Here is a 21,687-nt window from a genome sequence, read left to right on the forward strand (position 1 = left end):
TCCGCTGTTGGTTGTACTTGGGAGAGAGGCTCCTACCAAAGCTAATGCAGGTTAGTTAAGAGTGACAAAACCTGTGGCGAGGGAGCTTGCTCCCGCTGGGCTGCGTAGCGGCCCCAAAAAAAGGACTGCTGCGCAGTCCAACGGGAGCAAGCTCCCTCGCCACAGGTTAATCTTCATCTAACGATCCAGTCACTTCAATAAGGCCGAGCGTTGCAAGCCTCGTCGATGATGTCGATGAAGTCATCATGGGAAACCGGTTTGCTCACGTGGTAGTTGAATCCGGACTGCCTGGCTTTTCTCTGGTCATTGCTGTTTGTATAGCCTGTAAGGGCGATGGCCGGCGTGTGTTTGAGTTGGGGAAACTGTCGAATGGCCTGGATGAATTGATGGCCATCCATGGCAGGCATCCCGATGTCCGAAATGATGACGTCATAGTTGCTGTCCTTCGCGGCCTTGAGGGCTTGCAACGGATCATTGAAAGCCTCCACGTGGGCGTCTTCCATTTCCAGCAGCATCTGCAGGACGTCCATGACGTCTCGAGAGTCTTCCACCAGCAGGACTTTCTGGCCGACCAGACGTCCCGGTTCTGCGACGGCCGGTTGTTCGCCAGGCTGCTGTGAGGGCTGGGAAAGCGGTAGCCGGATGGTAAAGGTGCAGCCTCGGCCAATGCCTTCGGACGTGACATCCACCGAGCCGCCATGAGCTTCCACCAGTTGCCGCACCAACGACAGGCCTATGCCCAGGCCTTCACGCTGATGGCTGGTGTGCTGGTTGTCCGCCTGGCTGAAGAGGTCAAACACCTTGTGCAGGTTGTCCCCTTCAAGTCCCACGCCGCTATCGATGACGTCCAGCTGGGCCATGTCCTCGACGCGATGGGCGACCAGCTCGACACGACCCTCCTTGGGCGTGAACTTCAACGCGTTATTCACCAGGTTCCAGACGATCTGTTCCAGGCGCGTGCTGTCGGCATCGACCACCAACGGCGGCTCGGGCGGCTGCGGTACGTGCAGCGTGACCTCGCACGGATGCTGGTCATTGATTACCACGGTGTAGATATCCTGGAGAATCCGCCCCAGGTCCACTGCCTGCTTTTTCAGCTTGAGTTTGCCGGTGCGCACCCGGGCGACGTCCAGCAGGTCGTCGATGATCCGCGCCTGACTCGAAACGGCATCGCAGATGGTGTTCACGGCTTTCATGACCGGGCCGGCGGTTTTGGTGACGGGCAGGCGGCGCAGCAGTTCGGCATTGAGCTGTATGAGATTGAGCGGGTGCTTGAGCTCGTGGGACATCACCGCAAAGAACTCGTCCTTGAGGTGGCTGCTGGATTGGGTTTCGGCGAGTTTCTGGCTTTGTTCGTCGTGCATGCGCTTGTGACCGGTCAGGTCACGGGCAATTTTGACGTAGCCCTCCAGGTTCTCTCCCTTTAGCAGCGTGACTTCACCGCTGCAATAAAAGCGGCTGCCATCTTTGCGCAGGTGCCAGCGTTCGTCTTCGCCGCGACCCTGCTCGCGGGCTGCTTTCAATTCCAGCGCAGGTATGCCGGCGGCACGATCCTCGGGCGAGAAGATAAGGTCGTAATAAGCGCCGAGCACTTCCGCTTTGGTGTAGCCGAATATCAGCTCGGCGCCGGTGTTCCAGTCGGTAATCACGCCATGCTCATCGAGAATGATGATGGCGAAATCGTGTGTGCTCTCGGCGACCAGGCGCATGCGTTCTTCATTCAGGCGCAACTCATCTTCCGCCGTGCGACGCTTGGTAATGTCGATAAAGGTCAGTACCGTGCCGTCGATGTGATCCTCGCTGGAACGATAGGGCAGGAGGCGGGCGATATACCAGCGCTGGTCGTTGCTGCTGACCTCACGCTCGATCATGTTCAGCGATTCGAAGACGGCCGCGGCATCCTCGGTCATTTCCGGATAATCGAGCCGATGGGTGATGTCCAGCAACGAGCGTCCTGTGTCGACCGGCAGCATGCTGAAAATGTCCGTGGCCCGAGGTGTGAACCAGCGGATGCGCATGTTGCGATCGACGAATACCGTGGCAATGTCGGTCGAGGCAATCAGGTTGGTGAGGTAGTCGTTGATCTTGTCGGTTTCTTCAACCTTGGTCTTGAGCTCGAAGTTGACCGTCAGCAACTCTTCGTTGATCGACTGCAATTCTTCCTTGCTGGTTTCCAGTTCTTCGGTGGCCGAACGCAGCTCTTCGTTGATGGCCTGCATTTCCTCGTTCGAGGCCTTCAGTTCCTCGCTGGAGACTTCCGACTGCTCGATCGTTTCCTGCAAGTGCAGCTTGGTACGCTGCAGCTCATGCTCAAGGTTGACCAGCATCTGGTTTTCAGTCTGATTGGCGGCGACCTCCCGCGGGTCTTGAGGGTCGACACTGCGCTCCTCGAAGGTCACCAGCACACAGTCGGTGTCTGTTTTTTCATCGTTGAACGGGTGTGCCGTCAGGTCGATCAGGTAGTTATTCCGATCACGCTCGAAGCGGACTTTGCGGGACGTGACTGGCACACCCGCCTGGTTTGCCTGGAACAGGGTAGTGCGGATTTCCAGGCGCAGGTCCGGGTGAGCCAGCGTCAGCAGATTGCGGGAAATCTCACCGGCAACGTAGCGCAGGAAACGCCCGGCGCCTTCGCTCATGTGCAGGATGTTGGCGTTACTGTCGACAATGATGCTCGGCGGGGCGGCCTTTTCCAGCGCTCGCAGGTGAATATCGGCGTAAGAGACTTTGCGTGGCACCGTCGCTTCAATGGGGCTGACGGCAGCTGTGGTCCGTGCATAGCCACCCCGCGGCATGGCCGGCGCACGCCGGACGCTGCTCGAAACGCTTTTGGCGCGGAAGATGCGGTTACGCTTGTCCACCGGGGTAAACAGGTCCAGGCAACCATCAGCAGACTCGGAAGTGCCCAGAAACAAATAGCCACCCGGCCTCAAGGCAAAATGGAACATCTGCATGATGTCACGCTGCACTTCGCGGTCGAGGTAGATAAGCAGGTTTCGGCAGACGATCAGATCGATTTGAGAGAACGGCGGATCCAGCAACAGGCTGTGTTTGGCGAACAGCACTTTTTCGCGGATTTCCTTGCGCACGCGATAGTGCAGGTTTTCCCGTGAGAAGTACTGACGCATACGCGAAGGGGGAACGTCGGTCACGATCGCTTCGGGATAGGCGCCGGCACGGCCAAAGGCGATGGCACGATCATCGATGTCGGTAGCGAAGATCTGCAACTTGGCAGGATTGGCTTCTAGCGTCAGCTGGTCGCTTAACAGGATGGCCAGGCTGTAGGCTTCTTCGCCCGTCGAGCAGCCGGCCGACCAGACACGGATTTCTTCTCGATACGGCAGGGTTTCTCTTAGCGAAGTGACCAGGTTCGGAATGACATCGCGTTCCAGTGCCTCGAACGCATCGCGGTCGCGGAAGAAATTGGTGACACCGATCAGCATGTCGCCCAGCAATGCCTTGGTTTCTTCCGGGTGGGTTTGCAGGTATTGGTAGTAGGCAGCCAAGTCCGGTTGAGCGGTCACTTGCAGGCGGCGTTCAATGCGACGCAGTACCGTTGCACGCTTGTAGTGTTTGAAGTCGTGGCCAGTACCCACGCGCAATTGCTGCAAAATGTCCTGTAGCAGTTGTTCGGCGAGGGCGACGTCGCGTTCGGTGGACGGTGGCAGGGCCTTGAATTCCGGGTCATTGGCGGTCGGCAGGGTGATGGCTTGCGAGTTGCGCCAAAGCTCCAGCAATTTTTGCGGCATCTCCACGACAGGTAGCACCAGATCGACCATTTGCGTGTCGATGGCTGCCCGCGGCATGCCGTCGAACTCGGCATCTTCCGGCGCCTGCACGAGTGTAATCCCCCCTTGCTCCTTGATCCGCGACAGACCGACCGCGCCATCGGAGCCAGTGCCCGAGAGCACCACACAAAAGGCCCGCTCCTTGTGCACATCCGCCAAGTCCCGGAAGAACAGGTCAATGGCGATGTGTGATCCAGGTGGTCGCTGCGAGGATGTCACCGAAAGATAACCATCGTTCATCGTCAGGTCATGGGCCGGAGAGATGACGTACACGGTGTTTATTTCAATGCCAATCGTGTCAGTCACTTGGCGGACCGGCATTTGGGTGACGTCCTGGATAATCCGGTCCGCGATGCTTTCGTGATCAGGCGATAGATGAAGAATGACGACAAAGGCCATGCCGCTGTCAGCGGGCATGTGTTCAAAAAACGACTTGAGCGCTTGCAGTCCGCCAGCGGAGGCTCCGATCCCGACCACGGCAAATGGAAGGGTGCTGGGTGTCAACTCCTTGCGCTGCGGGGCACTGGGTGAGCGCTTCGCGGAAGACTTCATTCATATGGCCTTAAAAGGCTTCGACAATGGCCTGCCGACGCCAATCCAAACGGGTTAGAGATAGTGAAAAAAGGATAATGCGGCAGGCGTTGCATTGCGAAATATCGTCGCTACCGACGCCCATGATAGTTAAAGTATAGGCGTTGGCCAGTGTCGCAATTTCCGTGGGGAACCCGTTCTTGATAACCCGTTGAATCACTCCCTCGCCCAAAGGTTTATACCTCTGTCGATTTCACTCACACGTGGCGACGATACCTGTGTTCGGCGAGGACTTGTTTCTTGACGGTGCGGGCGGAGTGTAAGCGCCAGGCTATTGAAATATCGGGATTTCTCGATGGATTGCAGAATCTCCCGACAGCGGTTTGGTACCGACTTTGTCGATCACTGCAAGAAAACTTCGTAGGTCCATGATTTGCGAAGTTTTTTATTTTCGGAATCAGCAAGATTTAGTCTTGAAAATCGCACTCCCGACCTTGCTTCACCGGGACGGGATGTATATATTTCCCCCCTCTGATTCACCGCGCTACCGCCCGAATGGCGAAACTGGTAGACGCATGGGACTTAAAATCCCCCGCTCGTAAGGGCGTGCCGGTTCGATTCCGGCTTCGGGCACCATCTAAAATCAAGGGTTTGCGAGCGAAAGCTAATGCAAACCCTTGTTTGTTTCCGGGCCGCAATTTTCAGATGCAGCCCACACCTCATTCACACGCCGTACTGACCGCCTTCTCGGCGCGCTGGATTTCCAGCTTCACGTCAGTCGTTATCCGCTGCTCCTTGAGCTGTTGTCCAAGAAAGGGTTGGTCGCCCCGGGATTTCACTTCCGCATCCGTTGCGGCAACCTGCGCCTGGACGGTGGCGGAGTGCTCCGTGATGACAGCTTCCACTTCCTCTTTGGTGTTGGCGGTATCCAGCGCGGTGATGAGTTTGCCCACCTCGGCTTTTTCCGCTTCGGCATAGCCTTCGACGGACAAACCGGTTGCCATGGCGCGTGCCTGGATCTGCACGGTCTTGAGATGCTCTTGCGCAACTTTGCACAGTGCTTCCTGTCGACGGTTCTTGTTGGACTCCCACGTGCTCAACCCGTAAGTCACGGCAGCCAGTAGGGTCACGACGACAGTAGTGCCAATCAATTTGCCTTTCACGTTTACGAACCCTCAAAAGGCAATGGAATAAGGAGTGGTCGTACGTTTTCACTCAAGAGAGGAAGACTAGCCCAGGATGTGCAGCGAAGGTTGCTCAGTAAATCGCAGCCAAGGAAAAACTCCCGACTACAGGAGCGCAGAAGTCAGGGAGCATTATAGAGCGGGTTGAGCGGTGAGAGTACTCAGCCTTCCGAGTCGCTACTTCCCTGGTTGTCCCCGTCGTCCTTCGAGTTACTCGAGGACTCCGCTTCTTTTTCCAGGGCTTGCGAATCGGCACCGGAATTCGAGCCTGCCGCTTCCTCGCCAATTTTATCGGCCTTTTCCTCGTTGGACTCAGCGCCCTGAGCCTGGTTGAGTCCGGGAATCGCAGCAGGGGGAACAGCGGATCCCTGTTTTGTCGTCTCGGCAGCCAGTGTAAAAAACGAGCAGCTCGACATCAGACCCGCCAACGTGAGCGCAGCCATTTTTCTGTTCATCATTTGAGTCTTCCGAACAAAGGGGTGTACAGCGTTGGAAGAGCGGTGAGTGGAAAGGTGCTGTGCGCCTGACGAGCGGAAAACAGGAAGCCCGGTGTTTAGCCGGGCTTTTGGCATATGTGCTATCTACTACGTCCGACTCAACCGCCAGTGCCAGGTTCTGTCTTGCGTCGATCGCTGCCGTTAGGATTGCCGCTATTAATCAGCCTCCTTTCCAGCAGAATATTTTGCAGCGCCTCGCGGTCTGACGGGGCCAGTTGATGTTCTCGCTCCTTGAGTTCGAGCAGGATCGGGCTGGACCACTGGCGATAGGTTTGTTCCGCACTACGAATGGATGACATTGTTTCCTCCTTATCAGGCTCCTGCCAATAAAGGCATCGCAGTTCGACACGAAGGTGACCCTAGTCGAGGAAGCTGATTGTCGCCAATGCAGTACGTCGGTACTCAACCCTGATGGTTCCAGATTCCCGTCTCAGCGGTGCGTCGGACATAATCGGAAAAGTCTCGCGCCGGCCGTCCCAGTGCTCGTTGCACGCCATCGGTGACGGGCGTGTTGCGACCGTCGAGTACCGTGGTGAACAGATACAACACCAGGTCGATCAACTCGGCCGGCAACTGTTCCTGCTCCAGTGCCTGGCGATAGGCGTCCGGCGGCACTGCGACGAAACCGATATCGCGATCTGTCGCCCGGGCAATCTCGGCGACGGCGTCGGCGAAGGTCAGTGCCCTTGGTCCGGTCAACTCATAGAGCTGGCCGCAATGCCTGGGCTGTGTCAGCGCGGCGACCGCGATCTCGGCGATGTCTTCGACGTCGACAAAGGGCTCAGCGATGTCACCGACGGGCAAGGCCAGTTCGCCTTGCAGGATCGGTTCAAGAAAGTGCGCTTCGCTGAAGTTCTGGCAGAACCAGCTGGCACGCAGGATAGTCCAGTCGACGCCACTGTTTTGCACCACGCGTTCGGCCTGTTCCGCTTCGAGCTCACCGCGACCCGACAACAACACCAGTTTGCCGACACCACTATTTACCGCCTGGGCCGTGAACGCCTGGACCGTCTCAAGGGCACCGGGCACCGCGAGGTCCGGTTGAAAGGAGATGTACGCGGCTTGAACGCCCTCCAGGGCAGCCGCCCAAGTCGAACGGTTTTCCCAGTCAAAGGGCGGGGTGGCGCCACGGGAGCCCAGTCGCACGGGCTGTCCGGCCGCTTCGAGCTACTGGGCAATGCGCCGTCCAGTCTTGCCGGTGGCGCCGAGAATCAGAATGGTTTGCTGATGGTTGTTCATCGCGTTCATCTCTCTTTACAATGTGAGTGATGCTCATGTTTAAAAAGATGATAGACCCTCATGTTTTGGCGTCAATCACTGGAAGGTAAAGCCCGACGTACGGCCATCGCCTATTGGGCGCACCGGTGTGCGATGCTAAGGTGAGTCAATGTCATGTTTATTGAACGGGAAGGCGGCCGTGGGCAAAAAGACCAGCGAGGTGCTTGAACAGCCTCTTCCAGAGCCGATTCGGCGCAATCCCACGCAGCAACGCAGCCGCGAACGCCAGGAGCGCATTCTCGCCGTGGCTACGCAATTGATCGCAGACAAGGGCAGCGATCAGCTCAAGATGAGCGAGATTGCCGAGCGTTCCGAGATTTCCATCGGCTCCCTTTATCAGTATTTTCCCGACAAAAGCTCGGTCATTCGCACGTTGGCCGAACGCTACAACGCCGAAAGCCGTCGCTGTATCGAGGACGCGTTGGGGGCAGTCAAGGATGTGCCGGGGTTGCAAGCGGCCTATTCGGATTTGCTCGATCAGTATTGCGAGATCGTGTTGGCAACCCCGGCGATGCGTGACATCTGGTCAGGCATGCAGGCCGACAAACAGCTGTTGGCGCTGGAACTGGAGGAGAGTCGCGTTGCCGGTGGTGTATTGGCCGAAGCGATGCTGCGGGTCTATCCGCACAGCGATCCTCGGCAGCTCCGGGAGTCGGCGTTTCTGATCTGGCATCTGGGTGAGGCGACCATGCGCCTGGCGATCTCCTGCGCGCCTGAGGAAGGACGGGGATTGGTCGAGGCCTTCAAGCGCATGACATTGCGCGAGATTCTGCAACCAGCTTGCATGAATACAACGTCTGAAAAGCCCGATCCGGCTATTTGACTTTCCAGCTGCCACCACCGGTTTCACAATCGATCTTCGATTGCGCCAGGTTTTCCGCGTTGTAGTAATACGTAGCGACTTGGGCATTCGCGGGAATATTCAGCGATTTGCTGTCCTTGTCCTTGCTGGTGGACTGGGGATTGGCCAGCGACTCCGGGGTCAATCTGCCCAGGCACGTGGCCTTGTACTGATCGCCGCACCGAGCGACTTTTTTCTTGGTGCTGGTGAGCATTTCCTTGCTCTCGTTGCTGCATGACCAATCGATGGCATCGACCGGCATGTTTTCGTATTCATAGCAGGTGTGGGACTCGATCACCGGGACGGAAGGACTCTGGGAGCGGGTGATGACATCGCAGCCCTGTGCCATGGCCAGGCTGGGGCACAGGCTGCCGATCAGAAGCAGAAGTCTACTGTTCATACCGATTTACTCGCCAATGGTGTCCTGCGCATGTGTGCGCGGACCTAAAGGTTGGGCAAAGCAATCAGCATTCTCGTTCAATCCATTTTCCTGTTCGCACGCCTCGGGCGGTCGGGTCGAATCGACTCGACCGCCGAAGTCGTCGGTCATACGAAAGGTTGGCCGGCAAAGCCGCGCGGCAGCCTTTGCAGCCCGGGCAGGGCGGTCAGGCGCTCGGTCCAGCTCTGGCGCCAGTCGGTAACGGTCTGGGTGACTTTGGTTTTGCGCGCTGCGCGTCGGGCGGCGTTGCGTTGGGCTTTGCGCGCCTCTTTGTACACTTCGGTATTTCGGCAGCTTCTGCATTTGACCCGGTTGAGTTCACGGGTCGAGATAAGCTTGTTGCCTTTGTGGCCGCAGGCCAGATGCCCGCTGACTTTGAAGTGAGTAACCATCGGGACGTCTCCTCGTGACGTGTGATCGTTGGACCCCGCGCGCGTGGTGACGTTCGTTGCCTGCCTTGGGCACAAAAAAATCCCGGCGCCTGGCTGGGTTCGGGGTAAAGCACGAAATCATCGGACAGGCATACACGCGGTGACGAGAATGTCGCCGATCATGCCTGCATTGTCAGCCCGTATCTTGGCATCGACTGTCCGGATCGACTCATCTGAACCGTGGCAGCGGTGGCTCGACAGGTTTGAGCGACGACAAGGTGTTGCGGATCAGCGGTGTATCCTTTTCGATGTCGTTCAGGCGATCACGAATTCTCAGGGCAGTCGGGTGTCCGCCTTGATGATCGACCCAATCGGCGATTTCCTTGCATGCCGCAGCCAAGCGAACCTGACGGGAATCAAGCAGGGTAAGCAGGGTGGTGATGGACTCTTTTTCGGACATGGGAAACACCTCCGTTGAAGACACCTGGCAGGGCCTACCAATGTAGGAGCGAGCATGCTCGCGATGGTCGTTAACGATGACGTGTGTCGATTGACTGAACGCGGCACTCTTCAGTCCATCACGAGCAGGTTCGCTCCTACACACTTCAGCCCTCTTCATTATAGACCCGTAATAGGCACGCCAAGGCTCCTCAGCCTTGTCGGGCCGTGACTTGTGATCTGGCATTCAGCTGGCGGCAGACGCGTTGGGCGTCTTCTTCAAGATCGTAGCCGTCACCGATGAAACCTTGGGTGCGGGTATCGTTTATGCGGTACCAGACAGCGGCATCGGGGGGTGGGTGACCGGTTTCTCCTGCCCGGCGGCCATGAATGATGATCTTGTTGCAACGCTTGACGACGAATATGTCTTCCATGGCTTCACCGCAGCTGATTCGTGTACAGATCAACTATAGAAGTCATTTGTAATCGTGCAAAAAATAGGCGGATCAATTCGTCGGTTCAGATGCCAGTTTCTCCAGCAACATCGCCAGGCCGACTTCTTCGGCGCGCAAGCCTTTGCGGGTTCTCGGCCGGGGCAATTCGGCCAGGGCGCCCAGCAGAAAGCTCTCGAGTACCGCCGGATGGATGTAGCATTTGCGGCACACCGCTGGGGTATTGCCCAACTGTCTGGCAACGTTTTTTACCATCTCCACCACATGCCGTTTCGCCTCCGATTCCGGCTGCCACTGCAATGTGCGCAACACCGCCAGCGCCAGGGCACTACCGGCCCAGGTGCGATAGTCCTTGGCGGTGAAGTCGGCACCGGTCAGGGTTTGCAGGTAACTGTTGACGTCGTTGGACGTGATGGTGTGCCGCTCGCCGTTTTCATCGAGGTATTGAAAGAGGTTTTGCCCCGGAATGTCCTGGCAACGCTTGATGATCCGCGCCAGGCGCCGATCCTTTACGGTGATTTGATGTTCGACGCCGCTCTTGCCGCGAAACTGGAACAGGATCGCGCTGCCGTTGATTTCCACATGACGACTGCGCAAGGTGGTCAGGCCATAGGAGCGATTGTCCCGTGCGTATTGAGTATTGCCGACACGGATCAACGTGGCATCGAGCAAGGTGATGACGGTGGCCATGACCTTGTCGCGACTGAAGCCCGGTGCGGCCAATAACGCTTCCAGCTGCTTGCGCAGTTTCGGCAGGGCCAGGCCGAAATCCCGCAGGCGTGAGTACTTGTCGGTGTCGCGCACTTCGCGCCAGCGCGGGTGATAGCGGTACTGCTTGCGACCGCGCGCATCGCGGCCGGTGGCTTGCAGATGGCCCCGAGGGTCTGCGCAGATCCAAACATCGGTGTAGGCCGGCGGCACCGCGAGGGAATTGATGCGCTGAATCTCGTCCGGGTCGGTAATGCGCTGGCCAGCCGGATCGACGTAGCAGAACTTGCCGCGCAGTTTCCGGCGGGTGATACCGGGCTGGGTATCGTCGACGTAATGCAAATCAGGCGGTAGCGCATCGGGCATGGCGATAGTCCTGGGCAAGGAATCCTGGGGCGTTAAAGCCATTGACCTCACGCCACAGCAGACGTGCCAGCGCGTTTACCCGGATTGCTACGCCTATGCCAGGACGGCCACGGCCTTGATCTGCGCCCAGAGCTGCTGGCCCGGATGCACGTTCAGCTGGTCGCGGGAAAAGCGCGTGATGCGCGCCAACAGTGGCGTGCCCGCCGCCTCCAGGCGCACGAGTACGTGGGCGGCGTTGTCGGCACCCAGTTCACTGACCACGGTGACCGGCAGGCGATTGAGGATGCTGCTGTGTTCGGCGCTGTGCAGGCTCAAGCTCACGTCCCGCGCCTGAACCTTGCAGCGCAACGCCTGGCCCGCCGCCATCGGCGTGTGTGCCACGCGAATGTGCAGGTCCGTATCGGGCAGTTGCAGGGTGAGCAACTGGTAGTGAGCGTCATAGGCGCTGACACACCCTTCAATCACCACGCCGGCGTCATCGCCCAGCGCCAAGGGCAAGTCGAGGCGGGCCAGGGTCTGACCGATGGGGCCGCTGGCCAGCGCCTTGCCGTCGCTGAGCAACACAATATGGTCGGCCAGACGCGCCACTTCATCCTGGGAATGACTGACGTACAGCACCGGGATGTCCAGTTCATCGTGGAGCCGTTGCAGGTAAGGCAGGATTTCACCTTTGCGCCGGGCATCCAGCGCCGCCAGCGGTTCATCCATCAACAACAGTTTCGGGCTGGTGAGCAGGGCGCGGGCGATGCCGATGCGCTGCCGTTCACCACCCGAGAGGTGTTGCGGATGGCGATCGAGCAGGTGGCCGATCCCGAGCAATTCGGTGGCGTGGGCCATGTCGACCCGGCGCTGGTGTTTCGGGATGCGTTTGAGGCCGAATTCCAGATTGGCCAGTACCGACAAATGCGGGAACAGACTGGCTTCCTGAAACACGTAACCCAGCGCACGTTTGTGGGGTGCGACGAAAAGCTTCTTGTCGCTGTCCTGCCAGACTTCATCGTTGACCTTGATAAACCCCCGATCGGCGCGTTCCAGGCCTGCAATACAACGCAGACAAGTGGTCTTGCCCGAACCGGAATGTCCATAAAGGGCCGTAACGCCGCGGCCGGGCAACTGCAAATCGACATCCAGGGCGAACCCCGGGTAACTCAACTTCAGGCGCATTTGAATCATCGATCAGCTCCAGCCCGCTTTGGTTTTGCGGCTGGAGTACAGCGCCAGCAGGACCGCAAAAGAGAACACCAGCATCGCCCCGGCCAGCCAATGGGCCTGGGCGTATTCCATCGCCTCGACGTGATCGTAGATCTGCACCGAGACCACGCGGGTCTTGTCGGGAATGTTGCCGCCGATCATCAGCACCACGCCGAACTCGCCCACGGTATGGGCAAAACCCAGGATGGCCGCAGTGATGAAGCCGGGGCGGGCCAGGGGCAGAGTCACACTGAAAAAGGTGTCCCAGGGATTGGCGCGCAAGGTCGCGGCCACTTCCAGCGGGCGAGTGCCAATGGCAGAAAAGGCGTTTTGCAGCGGCTGGACCACGAACGGCATCGAGTACAACACCGAGCCGATGACCAACCCGGCAAAACTGAAGGTGAGGGTGCCAAGCCCCAGAGACTGGGTGAAATGGCCGACGAACCCGTTCGGGCCGAGCGCCAGCAACAGATAAAAACCGATCACCGTGGGCGGCAGTACGAGGGGCAGGGCAACAATCGCCCCGACCGGACCGCGCAACCAGGATTGGGTGCGCGAGAGCCACAACGCCAGCGGAGTGCCGATCACCAAGAGGATGACGGTCGTCAGGGACGCCAGTTTCAGGGTCAGCCAGATAGCGGAGAAATCGGCACTCGTCAGCGTCATTTAGAGTTGGTAACCGTAGGATTTGATGACAGCAGCGGCTTTCGGGCCCTTGAGGTAGTCAACCAGCGCCTTGGCGGCCGGATTGTCCTTGCCTTTGTTGAGAATCACCGCGTCTTGTTTGATCGGGTCATGCAGGTCGGCCGGAACGATCCAGGCCGAGCCGCCGGTGACTTTGCCGTCTTTGTAGATCTGCGACAAGGCCACGAAGCCCAACTCGGCGTTGCCAGTGGACACGAACTGGTAGGCCTGGGTGATGTTCTGGCCTTCAACGATCTTGTCCTTGACCGTGTCGGTCAGGCCTTGTTTGGCCAGTACTTGAGTGGCTGCCAGGCCATAAGGCGCGGTTTTCGGGTTGGCGATGGACAGATGCCTGTACTGGTTGTCGCTCAGGACATTGCCCTTGGCATCGACATAGCCTTCCTTGGCCGACCACAGTGCCAGAGTGCCAACGGCGTAGGTGAAGCGCGAACCCTTGACGGTGTCACCTTCCTTTTCCAGTTTTTCCGGGGTGGTGTCGTCAGCCGACAGGAACACTTCGAACGGCGCGCCATTCTTGATCTGGGTATAGAACTGACCGGTTGCACCGAACGAAGTCACCAGTTTGTGGCCGGTGTCTTTTTCGAAATCGGCGGCGATCGCCTGAATCGGCGCAGTGAAGTTGGCGGCGACAGCGACCTGGACTTCATCGGCCTGGGCGGCGCCGAGGGTAAATGCAGCAAGCAGGGTTGCCAGGCAAGTCGGGGCAAAACGTGAGGCGCGCAGGGTCATGAAACGGCTCCGTTACAGGTGAATGTTGCAAGGGGGTAATCGCTATGTATTTAAATATATAGCGAAATGCCTGTGAACGGAATGTGCTGTATTCGGAGCGCTTTGAGCTGGATGTGAGCGTCTAACTGTGGCGAGGGGATTTATCCCCGTTGGGGCGCGTAGCGGCCCTCGCTTTTTCAGCTGTATTAAACGAGTTTGCGTCTGCTGCGCAGCCGAACGGGGATGAATCCCCTCGCCACAGAAAAATCCCTCATCCCCAGGGTTTTTTGCTTGTTCAGCGGCGAAGTAGTTTCGCCAAGCCTTGCTCGGCCAACTGCCGGGTCAGTTCCGCAGTCGTTAACTCAACCCCCAGGGTGAACGCCTGTCCGGCCCAGAGGTTGCTGAAGTCGGCTTCACCCTTGGCCCGCAACGGCATCAGCGCGCCACCGGCCAGCGGGAAGGCCGGTGCCTTGGCGCTCATCGGTCCAAGTTCGCGCATCACCCGATTCAGAATCCCGCGCGCCGGGCGCCCGGTGAACAGGTTGGTGACGGCAGTCTCACTTTCTTTCGCTGTACGCAACGCTTTGTGATGCGACGCACTGACCTTGGCTTCAGGGGTAAACAAATACGCCGTCCCGACTTGCACCGCCGAAGCGCCGAGCATGAACGCGGCCGCCACACCGCGCGCATCGGCAATACCGCCAGCGGCGATCACCGGCACTTTCACCGCATCGACGACCTGGGGCACCAGTGCGAACGTGCCGACCTGGCTGCTCAGGTCATCGCTCAGAAACATCCCGCGGTGTCCGCCCGCTTCGTAACCCATGGCGATGATCGCGTCACAGCCATGTTGCTCAAGCCAGATGGCCTCTTCGACCGTGGTGGCCGAGGACAGCACTTTTGCCCCGGTAGCCTTCACCCGCTCCAGCAGGGATTTTTCCGGCAGACCGAAGTGGAAACTCACGACTTCCGGGCGAAACTCCTCGATCACTGCGCAGCCTGCGGCATCGAATGGTGCACGATTGGACACCGGTGTCGGCGCATCGAAGTCGACGCCCAATTCGCGGTAATAGGGTTCCAACAGGTTCTTCCAGTCTTGCGCCCGCTGCTCGTCGGCCGGCGGCGGTTGATGGCAGAAAAAGTTGATGTTGATCGGACGCTGAGTGTGTTGGCGAATCGTCTTCAGCTCTTCGCGCAACTGCTCGATGCTCAGCATCGCTGCCGGCATGGAACCCAGGCCACCGGCGTTGCTCGCCGCGATGACCATGGCAGCGTTGGTGGCGCCGGCCATCGGCCCCTGGATGATCGGCAGTTCAATACCGAGCAGGTCAAGAATGCGGGTGTCTGGCCATTGGCTCATTTGGGTATTCTCCGACGGTGGAATCGGGCAGGGACGGTAGATCAGGATTTGTAGCAGCATGGCTGACCCAAGACCAGTCATGTTTTGTTTATAGCTCTGGTCGTTTCATGAATTGGCTTAAAGTCGAGTACGGCATTTTTTTGCGATGTGGTATTTAAATCACACCACAACAGGTGAACCCACCGGAGGCAGTCATGTTCCAAGGCATTTTGATCGACAAAGACGACAGCGGTTACCGAGCCACCCTGCAACAGATCAACGACGATCAACTGCCCGAAGGCGACGTGACGGTGCGTGTGGCGTACAGCACGTTGAATTTCAAGGATGGCCTGGCGATCACCGGCAGCAGCCCGGTGGTGCGCAAATTCCCGATGGTGCCGGGAATCGATCTGGCGGGGACTGTCGAAGTCACCGGGCATCCGGACTACAAGGTCGGCGACCAGGTCCTGCTCAATGGCTGGGGTGTCGGCGAAGGGCATTGGGGCGGTCTGGCGCAGAAAGCGCGCCTGAATGGCGATTGGCTGATTCCGCTGCCCACGGCATTTAGCGCTGCGCAAGCCATGGCCATCGGGACCGCCGGTTACACGGCGATGCTGTGCATCCTCGCGCTGGAACATAACGGTGTGACGCCCGGGCAAGGCGAAGTGCTGGTCACTGGCGCCAATGGCGGCGTGGGCAGTTTCGCCATCGCATTGTTAAACAAACTCGGTTACAGGGTGGTCGCGTCAACGGGGCGTACCTCGGAACACGACTACCTCAAGCAATTGGGCGCCAGCGAAATCATTGACCGCGCCACACTGTCCGAACCTGGCAAGCCACTGGCCAAGGAACGCTGGGCGGCGGTCATCGACTCGGTCGGCAGCCACACCCTGGCCAACGCCTGTGCCAGCACCAAGGCCAACGGCACCGTCGCCGCGTGCGGCCTGGCTCAGGGCATGGATTTCCCGGCTTCGGTCGCACCGTTCATTTTGCGTGGCGTGACCCTCGCCGGCATCAACAGCGTGACGCAGCCCAAAGCCAAGCGCATAGAGGCGTGGCGTCGCCTGGCGCAGGATCTGGACTTCGATCTGCTGCCGTTGATCAGCCACGAAATCGGCTTGAGTGAAGCCATTGATGCGGCGCCACGCTTGCTCGCCGGGCAATTGCGTGGGCGGGTTGTGGTGGATGTGAATCGCTGATTGGGCACACCCCCTGTAGGAGCGAGCTTGCTCGCGAAAAACGCAAAGACACCGCGTTTATCCAAATAACCAACGTAATCGTTGACGTCCATCGCGAGCATGCTCGCTCCTACAAGGGTTAGGTGTTGCTTTCTCGGTCGAGCAACTGCCGTTTACGCTCCACACCCCAGCGATATCCCGATAGATTGCCATCGCTGCGCACCACGCGGTGGCAGGGGATCGCCACCGCCAGGCTGTTCGCGCCGCAGGCTTGTGCCACGGCGCGAACCGCTTTCGGCGAGCCAATGCGTTGAGCGATATCGGCGTAACTCGCAGTGCTACCGGCAGGAATCTCCCGCAAGGCTTGCCAGACCCGCTCCTGAAACGCCGTGCCGCGCACATCCAGCGGCAAGTCCAGGCCCAGGGCCGGCGCTTCGATAAAACCCACGACCCTGGCGATCAACTGTTCGAAGGCCTGATCGGCACCGATCAGATTGGCCCGGCGAAACTTGTCCTGCAGATCGCAGACCAGTTGCTGCGGATCATCTCCCAGCAGGATCGCGCACACCCCGCGCTCACTTTGCGCCACCAGAATCGCCCCGAGGGAGCACTGGCCGACGGCAAAACGAATGTCGTTGTTCTGGCCGGCGGCGCGGTAATCGGCGGGTTTCATGCCCAGCACCTGATCCGCCGCTTCATAGAAACGCCCGTTGGAATTGAAGCCGGCATCGTACAAGGCGTCAGTGACCGAACTGCCATCCGCCAGCCGCTCCCGTACCCGGCGTGAGCGATGGGCCGCGGCGTAACCCTTGGGCGTCAGGCCGGTGACGGCCTTGAACACCCGATGGAAGTGAAAGCTGCTCAGGCCCGCGGCCTCCGCCAGCTCGTTCAGGGCAGGAAGCTCTTCGGCGATTTCGATCTGACGGCAGGCGGCGGCCACAGTGGCCGCGTGCCGGGCGGCCATCTCGCTCTGATCCTTAGCCGCACGCTTGCTCGGACGATAACCCGCCGCCTGCGCCTGTTCGGCGGTATCGAAGAATTCGACATTCTGCGGCTTGGGCAAGCGTGCCAGACTGCTGGGATTGCAGTAGATCCCGGTGGTTTTCACTGCGTAGACAAACTGCCCGTCCGCCTGCGGATCGCGGGCGACAACAGCGGCCCAGCGTGGATCGTTTTCGGTGCTGATTTTTGTCGATTGGCTTGTCATGGCTTTACATCCTTTGACCCGTTTGCCGCAGATTAACCACTCGCCAACACGCCCACACTCCGGCGCTTGCGGTCAAACTCCAATGCTTCATCCAGCGGTGCGAAAAGTGAAGTTGATTCGCTGCTGACCCAAATGCGGGTGCTGGCCATCCTTGATCGGCAGGACGCCGTGATAACGCAAGCGATCGACACCGCCCCAGACTACGATGTCGCCATGCAACAACGGCACCCGTTGGCTTTTATCACCGCGTTCAAAGCCACCGAACAGGAACATGGCCGGTAGCCCCAGTGACACCGAAACAATAGGCGCCGCGTAGGATTTCTCGTCCTTGTCCTGATGCAATGACATTTTCGCACCGGGGATATAGCGGTTGATCAGACAGGAGTCCGGCACAAACTCCGTGAACCCCGCTTCCCGCGCCGCGGCTTGCGCCAGTTGGAGGAACACCTCAGGCATGGGTGGCCAGGGCCGGCCAGTTTCCGGATCGTTATGGGTATAACGATAACCGCTGCGGTCGGTGGTCCAGCCCCATGTACCGCAGCTGGTCAAGGCGACCGACATGGTGAAACCGCCCGGCGTGACCATCTGCCGAAACGGCGCAGTCGCCAGTACCGCCTCCAGTGCAGGCAACAAGCGCTCCAGCCAGGGCAGGGCAAAGCCTCTCAAGACCCAGGATTGTTCGCCGATCCGCTCGCGCCGAGGTGGCTGCTCGGGCTCTTCGTCAGCAAACAGGTCAAAGGTGGTGGGGTTCATGGGGTTCATGATGCGTCGTGGAAGATAATGCCAAGGGTATGCCGTTTTCCGCTGTGCAGGCGACTGACGCCATGACGCAGGGTCACTCGATAGTAACCGCGCGCACCTTTGACCGGGCGCTGATTGACCGCAAAGATCAGGCTGTCACCTTTTTTCAGGCCGATGACCTGCGGGCGCGACTGCATGCGCGGGCGCTGCTCGGTCAGCACGAACTCGCCACCAGTGAAATCTTCACCCGGTTCTGACAGAAGAATCGCTATTTGCAGCGGGAAGACGTGTTCGCCGTACAGATCCTGATGCAGGCAGTTGTAGTCCTGCGGCCCGTATTGCAGCAACAGGGGTGTCGGACGCTCCTGACCGGCGGCATGACAACGTTCGAGAAAGGCTTCATGCGTGTCAGGAAACCGGTTCGGCAAGCCCATCTGTTCATGCCAGCGATTGGCGATCGGCACCAGTCGCGGGTACAGCGAAGTGCGCAGCCGGGCCACGAGGTCGGGTAACGGGTATCGGAAGTATTTGTACTCGCCGCGACCAAAACCATGACGGGCCATGATCACTTGCGAACGAAAAGGCTCGGATTGGGCGTACAAGGCGCTGATGTCATCACACGCCTTGCGACTCAACAGCGACGGGATGACCGCGCAACCATCCTGATCAAGCTGCTGCTCGAGCAACGGCCAATCCAGCCTGTTCAGGTAGTTCTCGCTCATTACCGGGCCTCACGTGATAGAGGGGCCAGTTTAGAAAACGCTGACGTTGCGAACACTCCGGCGCTTGCGGTCAAATTTCAACATGCGGATGGCATTACAGCGCTTTGCTCACACTGATTTCGCTGATGACGTCTTCGCCCTGGCCGTGCAAAGCGTCCAGTGCCGCCTTGGCTTCTTCCTCGGTGCCGTTTTCCAGTTGGGCGAATTCGAAGCGGCGTTCGCCGTTGAGCTTGTATTTGATGACGTATTTGGTTGTCTGGGCCACGGTCATACCTGTCTGTTTGACGCTCTGTTCAGGAGCGGGGGGCGTCACTCAGCTCAGTTTCGAGCTGGAGCGGCGGATGATCTTGATCGAATGGGTCAGGGTCGGTTTGCGGGTCACGCTGATCGCCCGGCGGTTGACCGTGTCGATGGTGATGTTCCAGAAACCGGTGCTCGGCGCTGTGATGCGGGCCGGGAAGGTGTCGAACGCGCCACCGTGGTAGGTGTGACGGCCGCCATTCTTGAAGCTGCGGAAATTGGCGTCGTTCATCAAACGGATGTTGCACATCTGCGAGCATTGAATGACGACGATGTCGTCTTCGTTGAGGTGCTCGCGCTGGTGGATAAATTTCATGGGCGCCTCCAGAAGGGCTTTTTCTACAAAATCAAAACGATAGCAGTGGGCAATGGGCGCAGTTTATCAGCCCGCAGCCGTTATTATCTGGCTGTAAAAGCCCGCTTTGACAATTAAAAACGGTTATCCGGCAATCTTTGGGCGATAAAAGCATGAACGCCCGGAGAAAAACCGCCTCTGCGCTGTCGGAGGGTCTTTATCGGGAGCTTTCGTATGAAGTGGGGTGTGTGGGTTTTGCCAATGGCGTTGGCGACAGGTGGTTGCGCAAGTGTCTCGGACATCAACGAGACCCTGCCCACCATGAACGTGATTTCCGGCAAGAAACCCCATGAATACGCGCAATGCCTGAGCGAAAAACTCGCCGGCAGCCGCGGCGCGCTGCAGATCGAGCCACAAAAAGACGGGGTTCGGGTAATCGTGCCGCAGAAGCTGTCATCGGGGCCGGCCGCCGTATTCGATATCGAAGAGCGCTCCGGCGGCAGCGGGATCAAGCTCCATGAACGTATCTCCAACGTACCGCTGCGCCCCTTTGATGTACGCAATGCCGCGACCGCGTGCATTTCCGGCTGAGAAACCAGCCCTATTCAATGGGTAGGGGCAGGGCGCCTTACTTGCAGACCACCACCACGCTACGGTTCTTGTAGTTTCCGACGTCGACTCCCAGGGTCTTGTCGCTTTCCTCGGGGGCCGGCGTGCCGTCGGTGCCCACGATGCGGTAACCGGTACCGGCGCAGGAGGCATCGGCCTTTTCATAGCAGGCCGCCCAGGAATTGGCTTCCCCGGAGCAATCAATGGCCAGGCCTTGTTCGCCGTTGTTGAGGTAGGTGGTTTCGGACGTCGCGCAGCCACTCAGGGCTAATACCGCAATCAGTGGCAAAAATCGGATCATGTCGTTGTCATCGTCATAGTGATGGGCAAAGCCTGTGACAGCGCCGCGGGCAAAAAATTATAGCGAAAGGCCACTTTTCTTCAGCAGTCACAAAAAAGCCCTGCGCAATGGCAGGGCTGTGGGCATGTCAGTTCTTGTCTTTACCGCGTCGTTTAGGTTCCGGGTGTTCCAGCTCCAGTACCGACGCCACTTCGATCGCCATGGCTTCGGTCGGAAAAGGCCCGACGATATTTTCGCCCCCAGCGTTGCCTATCCACCACTGGCCGTCTTTTGCCTTGTTGATCAGGTACCCGTTGACGCTTTTTGCTGCCGACATCTATCTGCCTCGTTGGCTGGTTCAAGTGCGCCATGATAGCGCCAAATAACCCGGCGGGTGTCGAAGGATGCGGGAGGTGTGATTGTTTGTCAGTCGACAGGGCGTGCAATTCTGGCGGTCTCTGCTATCACTTACAGGTTGCCGAAGGACGAACACCACCTCTTGCGGAACTATCCGCCAGAATATTTCTCTATGATGGCATCGGTTAGCCAGCGCGGGGCATTGTAAGGTGCACGCCGCCTGATTAGACTGCGCCGAAACTCGTACACACAGCCCTTTCAAGGACTTATATGATCAAGAAATGCTTGTTCCCAGCAGCCGGTTACGGTACTCGCTTCCTGCCAGCGACTAAAGCCATGCCCAAGGAAATGCTGCCGGTGGTAAACAAGCCACTGATCCAGTACGGCGTCGAAGAAGCACTGGACGCTGGTTTGAACGAAATCTCCATCGTCACCGGTCGCGGCAAGCGCGCCCTGGAAGACCATTTCGACATCAGCTACGAGCTGGAAAACCAGATCAAAGGCACCGACAAGGAAAAGTACCTGGTCGGCATCCGCAAATTGCTCGACAACTGCTCGTTCTCCTACACCCGCCAGACCGAAATGAAAGGCCTGGGTCACGCGATCCTGACCGGCCGTCCGCTGATCGGCGACGAGCCGTTCGCCGTGGTGCTGGCGGACGACTTGTGCGTCAACCTTGAAGGCGACGGCGTACTGACCCAGATGGTCAAGCTGTACAAGCAGTTCCGCTGCTCGATCGTGGCCATCCAGGAAGTCGACCCGCAAGAAACCAACAAGTACGGTGTCATCGCCGGTGAAATGATCCGCGACGATATCTACCGCGTTCATAGCATGGTCGAAAAACCAAAACCGGAAGACGCGCCATCGAACCTGGCCATCATCGGTCGCTACATCCTGACCCCGGACATCTTCGACCTGATCGAACAGACCGAACCAGGCAAGGGCGGTGAAATCCAGATCACCGACGCCCTGATGAAACAAGCCCAGAACGGCTGCGTCATGGCCTATAAGTTCAAGGGCAAGCGTTTCGACTGCGGCGGCGCCGAAGGCTACATCGACGCGACCAACTTCTGCTTCGAGAACTTCTACAAGACGGGTAAGGCGTACTGATAGCGCGCTCGACCTGCTTGTATTGAAAAGCCACCTTCGGGTGGCTTTTTCG

The 21,687-nt window shown here is 58.7% G+C and carries 24 protein-coding genes, 1 tRNA gene and 1 pseudogene; 5 read left to right on the plus strand and 21 right to left on the minus strand.

Annotated elements, in window-relative coordinates:
* Positions 1-194 precede the first annotated feature (194 nt).
* Positions 195-4,340 carry a CheR family methyltransferase gene (locus tag CKW21_RS14950; protein ID WP_095194720.1) on the minus strand — a complete coding sequence of 1,382 codons (4,146 nt, stop codon included), beginning with the start codon at positions 4,338-4,340 and terminating at the stop codon, positions 195-197.
* Between the two features lie 528 nt (positions 4,341-4,868).
* On the opposite strand from CKW21_RS14950, the gene CKW21_RS14955 reads away from it, so the two are divergent.
* Positions 4,869-4,955, plus strand: a tRNA-Leu gene (locus CKW21_RS14955).
* Between the two features lie 83 nt (positions 4,956-5,038).
* Here the strand turns inward: CKW21_RS14955 and CKW21_RS14960 are convergent.
* From CKW21_RS14960 to CKW21_RS14975, 4 genes and pseudogenes are all read right to left on the minus strand, one after another.
* The gene (locus CKW21_RS14960; RefSeq protein ID WP_256590232.1) at positions 5,039-5,482 is read right to left on the minus strand and encodes a hypothetical protein; all 444 of its coding nucleotides are present in this window, start codon (positions 5,480-5,482) and stop codon (positions 5,039-5,041) included.
* A gap of 182 nt (positions 5,483-5,664) precedes the next feature.
* The gene (locus tag CKW21_RS14965; protein WP_095194898.1) at positions 5,665-5,958 is read right to left on the minus strand and encodes a hypothetical protein; all 294 of its coding nucleotides are present in this window, start codon (positions 5,956-5,958) and stop codon (positions 5,665-5,667) included.
* Between the two features lie 140 nt (positions 5,959-6,098).
* Positions 6,099-6,299, minus strand: a complete 201-nt coding sequence (locus CKW21_RS14970; protein WP_095194721.1) for a hypothetical protein — start codon at positions 6,297-6,299, stop codon at positions 6,099-6,101.
* 103 nt (positions 6,300-6,402) lie between these two features.
* Positions 6,403-7,239: pseudogene (locus CKW21_RS14975) on the minus strand (NAD(P)H-binding protein).
* A gap of 178 nt (positions 7,240-7,417) precedes the next feature.
* Here CKW21_RS14975 and CKW21_RS14980 point away from each other — a divergent pair.
* Positions 7,418-8,101 carry a TetR/AcrR family transcriptional regulator gene (locus tag CKW21_RS14980; RefSeq protein ID WP_095194722.1) on the plus strand — a complete coding sequence of 228 codons (684 nt, stop codon included), beginning with the start codon at positions 7,418-7,420 and terminating at the stop codon, positions 8,099-8,101.
* Here CKW21_RS14980 and CKW21_RS14985 read toward each other — a convergent pair.
* The 9 genes from CKW21_RS14985 to CKW21_RS15025 form a co-directional block, all read right to left on the minus strand.
* Positions 8,094-8,519 (minus strand): hypothetical protein, encoded by a 426-nt coding sequence (locus CKW21_RS14985; RefSeq protein WP_095194723.1) that lies wholly within the window; start codon positions 8,517-8,519, stop codon positions 8,094-8,096. The two genes, CKW21_RS14980 and CKW21_RS14985, sit on opposite strands and share 8 nt — an antisense overlap.
* A gap of 146 nt (positions 8,520-8,665) precedes the next feature.
* Positions 8,666-8,950, minus strand: a complete 285-nt coding sequence (locus tag CKW21_RS14990) for a hypothetical protein (protein ID WP_095194724.1) — start codon at positions 8,948-8,950, stop codon at positions 8,666-8,668.
* A gap of 208 nt (positions 8,951-9,158) precedes the next feature.
* Entirely contained in the window at positions 9,159-9,389 is a 231-nt protein-coding gene (locus tag CKW21_RS14995; protein WP_008031039.1) for a hypothetical protein, read from the minus strand.
* Positions 9,390-9,579: 190 nt separating this feature from the next.
* Positions 9,580-9,801 (minus strand): hypothetical protein, encoded by a 222-nt coding sequence (locus CKW21_RS15000; RefSeq protein WP_095194725.1) that lies wholly within the window; start codon positions 9,799-9,801, stop codon positions 9,580-9,582.
* Positions 9,802-9,873: 72 nt separating this feature from the next.
* The gene (locus tag CKW21_RS15005; protein ID WP_371917524.1) at positions 9,874-10,893 is read right to left on the minus strand and encodes a DNA topoisomerase IB; all 1,020 of its coding nucleotides are present in this window, start codon (positions 10,891-10,893) and stop codon (positions 9,874-9,876) included.
* A 93-nt stretch (positions 10,894-10,986) separates the two neighbouring features.
* Positions 10,987-12,066 (minus strand): molybdenum ABC transporter ATP-binding protein, encoded by a 1,080-nt coding sequence (modC, locus tag CKW21_RS15010; RefSeq protein WP_095194727.1) that lies wholly within the window; start codon positions 12,064-12,066, stop codon positions 10,987-10,989.
* A 3-nt stretch (positions 12,067-12,069) separates the two neighbouring features.
* The gene (modB, locus tag CKW21_RS15015) at positions 12,070-12,750 is read right to left on the minus strand and encodes a molybdate ABC transporter permease subunit (protein ID WP_095194728.1); all 681 of its coding nucleotides are present in this window, start codon (positions 12,748-12,750) and stop codon (positions 12,070-12,072) included.
* On the minus strand, positions 12,751-13,518 hold the full coding sequence (modA, locus tag CKW21_RS15020; protein WP_095194729.1) for a molybdate ABC transporter substrate-binding protein: 768 nt from the start codon (positions 13,516-13,518) through the stop codon (positions 12,751-12,753).
* A 274-nt stretch (positions 13,519-13,792) separates the two neighbouring features.
* A complete protein-coding gene (locus CKW21_RS15025; RefSeq protein WP_095194730.1) occupies positions 13,793-14,857 on the minus strand; it encodes a nitronate monooxygenase family protein in 1,065 nt (354 codons plus the stop codon).
* 194 nt (positions 14,858-15,051) lie between these two features.
* Here CKW21_RS15025 and CKW21_RS15030 point away from each other — a divergent pair, with 194 nt between their 5' ends.
* A complete protein-coding gene (locus tag CKW21_RS15030) occupies positions 15,052-16,035 on the plus strand; it encodes an MDR family oxidoreductase (protein WP_095194731.1) in 984 nt (327 codons plus the stop codon).
* 118 nt (positions 16,036-16,153) lie between these two features.
* Here CKW21_RS15030 and ada read toward each other — a convergent pair whose 3' ends face one another.
* The 5 genes from ada to CKW21_RS15055 form a co-directional block, all read right to left on the minus strand.
* Positions 16,154-17,221, minus strand: coding sequence for a bifunctional DNA-binding transcriptional regulator/O6-methylguanine-DNA methyltransferase Ada (gene ada / locus CKW21_RS15035; RefSeq protein WP_095194732.1), 1,068 nt, complete (start codon positions 17,219-17,221; stop codon positions 16,154-16,156).
* A gap of 87 nt (positions 17,222-17,308) precedes the next feature.
* Positions 17,309-17,974 carry a DNA oxidative demethylase AlkB gene (gene alkB, locus CKW21_RS15040; protein WP_095194733.1) on the minus strand — a complete coding sequence of 222 codons (666 nt, stop codon included), beginning with the start codon at positions 17,972-17,974 and terminating at the stop codon, positions 17,309-17,311.
* A gap of 5 nt (positions 17,975-17,979) precedes the next feature.
* Positions 17,980-18,684 (minus strand): 2OG-Fe(II) oxygenase, encoded by a 705-nt coding sequence (locus CKW21_RS15045; RefSeq protein ID WP_095194734.1) that lies wholly within the window; start codon positions 18,682-18,684, stop codon positions 17,980-17,982.
* A 94-nt stretch (positions 18,685-18,778) separates the two neighbouring features.
* On the minus strand, positions 18,779-18,949 hold the full coding sequence (locus CKW21_RS31505; RefSeq protein WP_095194899.1) for a hypothetical protein: 171 nt from the start codon (positions 18,947-18,949) through the stop codon (positions 18,779-18,781).
* A gap of 48 nt (positions 18,950-18,997) precedes the next feature.
* The gene (locus tag CKW21_RS15055; protein WP_057400164.1) at positions 18,998-19,300 is read right to left on the minus strand and encodes a DUF1883 domain-containing protein; all 303 of its coding nucleotides are present in this window, start codon (positions 19,298-19,300) and stop codon (positions 18,998-19,000) included.
* Positions 19,301-19,513: 213 nt separating this feature from the next.
* Here CKW21_RS15055 and CKW21_RS15060 point away from each other — a divergent pair, with 213 nt between their 5' ends.
* Positions 19,514-19,870, plus strand: a complete 357-nt coding sequence (locus CKW21_RS15060) for a hypothetical protein (protein WP_095194735.1) — start codon at positions 19,514-19,516, stop codon at positions 19,868-19,870.
* 37 nt (positions 19,871-19,907) lie between these two features.
* On the opposite strand, the gene CKW21_RS15065 is transcribed toward CKW21_RS15060, so the two are convergent.
* Positions 19,908-20,189 (minus strand): hypothetical protein, encoded by a 282-nt coding sequence (locus tag CKW21_RS15065; protein WP_095194736.1) that lies wholly within the window; start codon positions 20,187-20,189, stop codon positions 19,908-19,910.
* Between the two features lie 127 nt (positions 20,190-20,316).
* Positions 20,317-20,505 carry a hypothetical protein gene (locus CKW21_RS15070; protein ID WP_095194737.1) on the minus strand — a complete coding sequence of 63 codons (189 nt, stop codon included), beginning with the start codon at positions 20,503-20,505 and terminating at the stop codon, positions 20,317-20,319.
* A gap of 290 nt (positions 20,506-20,795) precedes the next feature.
* On the opposite strand from CKW21_RS15070, the gene galU reads away from it, so the two are divergent.
* Positions 20,796-21,635 (plus strand): UTP--glucose-1-phosphate uridylyltransferase GalU, encoded by an 840-nt coding sequence (gene galU, locus CKW21_RS15075; protein WP_095194738.1) that lies wholly within the window; start codon positions 20,796-20,798, stop codon positions 21,633-21,635.
* Positions 21,636-21,687: the final 52 nt, after the last annotated feature.

The organism is Pseudomonas sp. Irchel 3A7 (assembly GCF_900187565.1).
In the GTDB taxonomy this organism is placed as follows: domain Bacteria; phylum Pseudomonadota; class Gammaproteobacteria; order Pseudomonadales; family Pseudomonadaceae; genus Aquipseudomonas.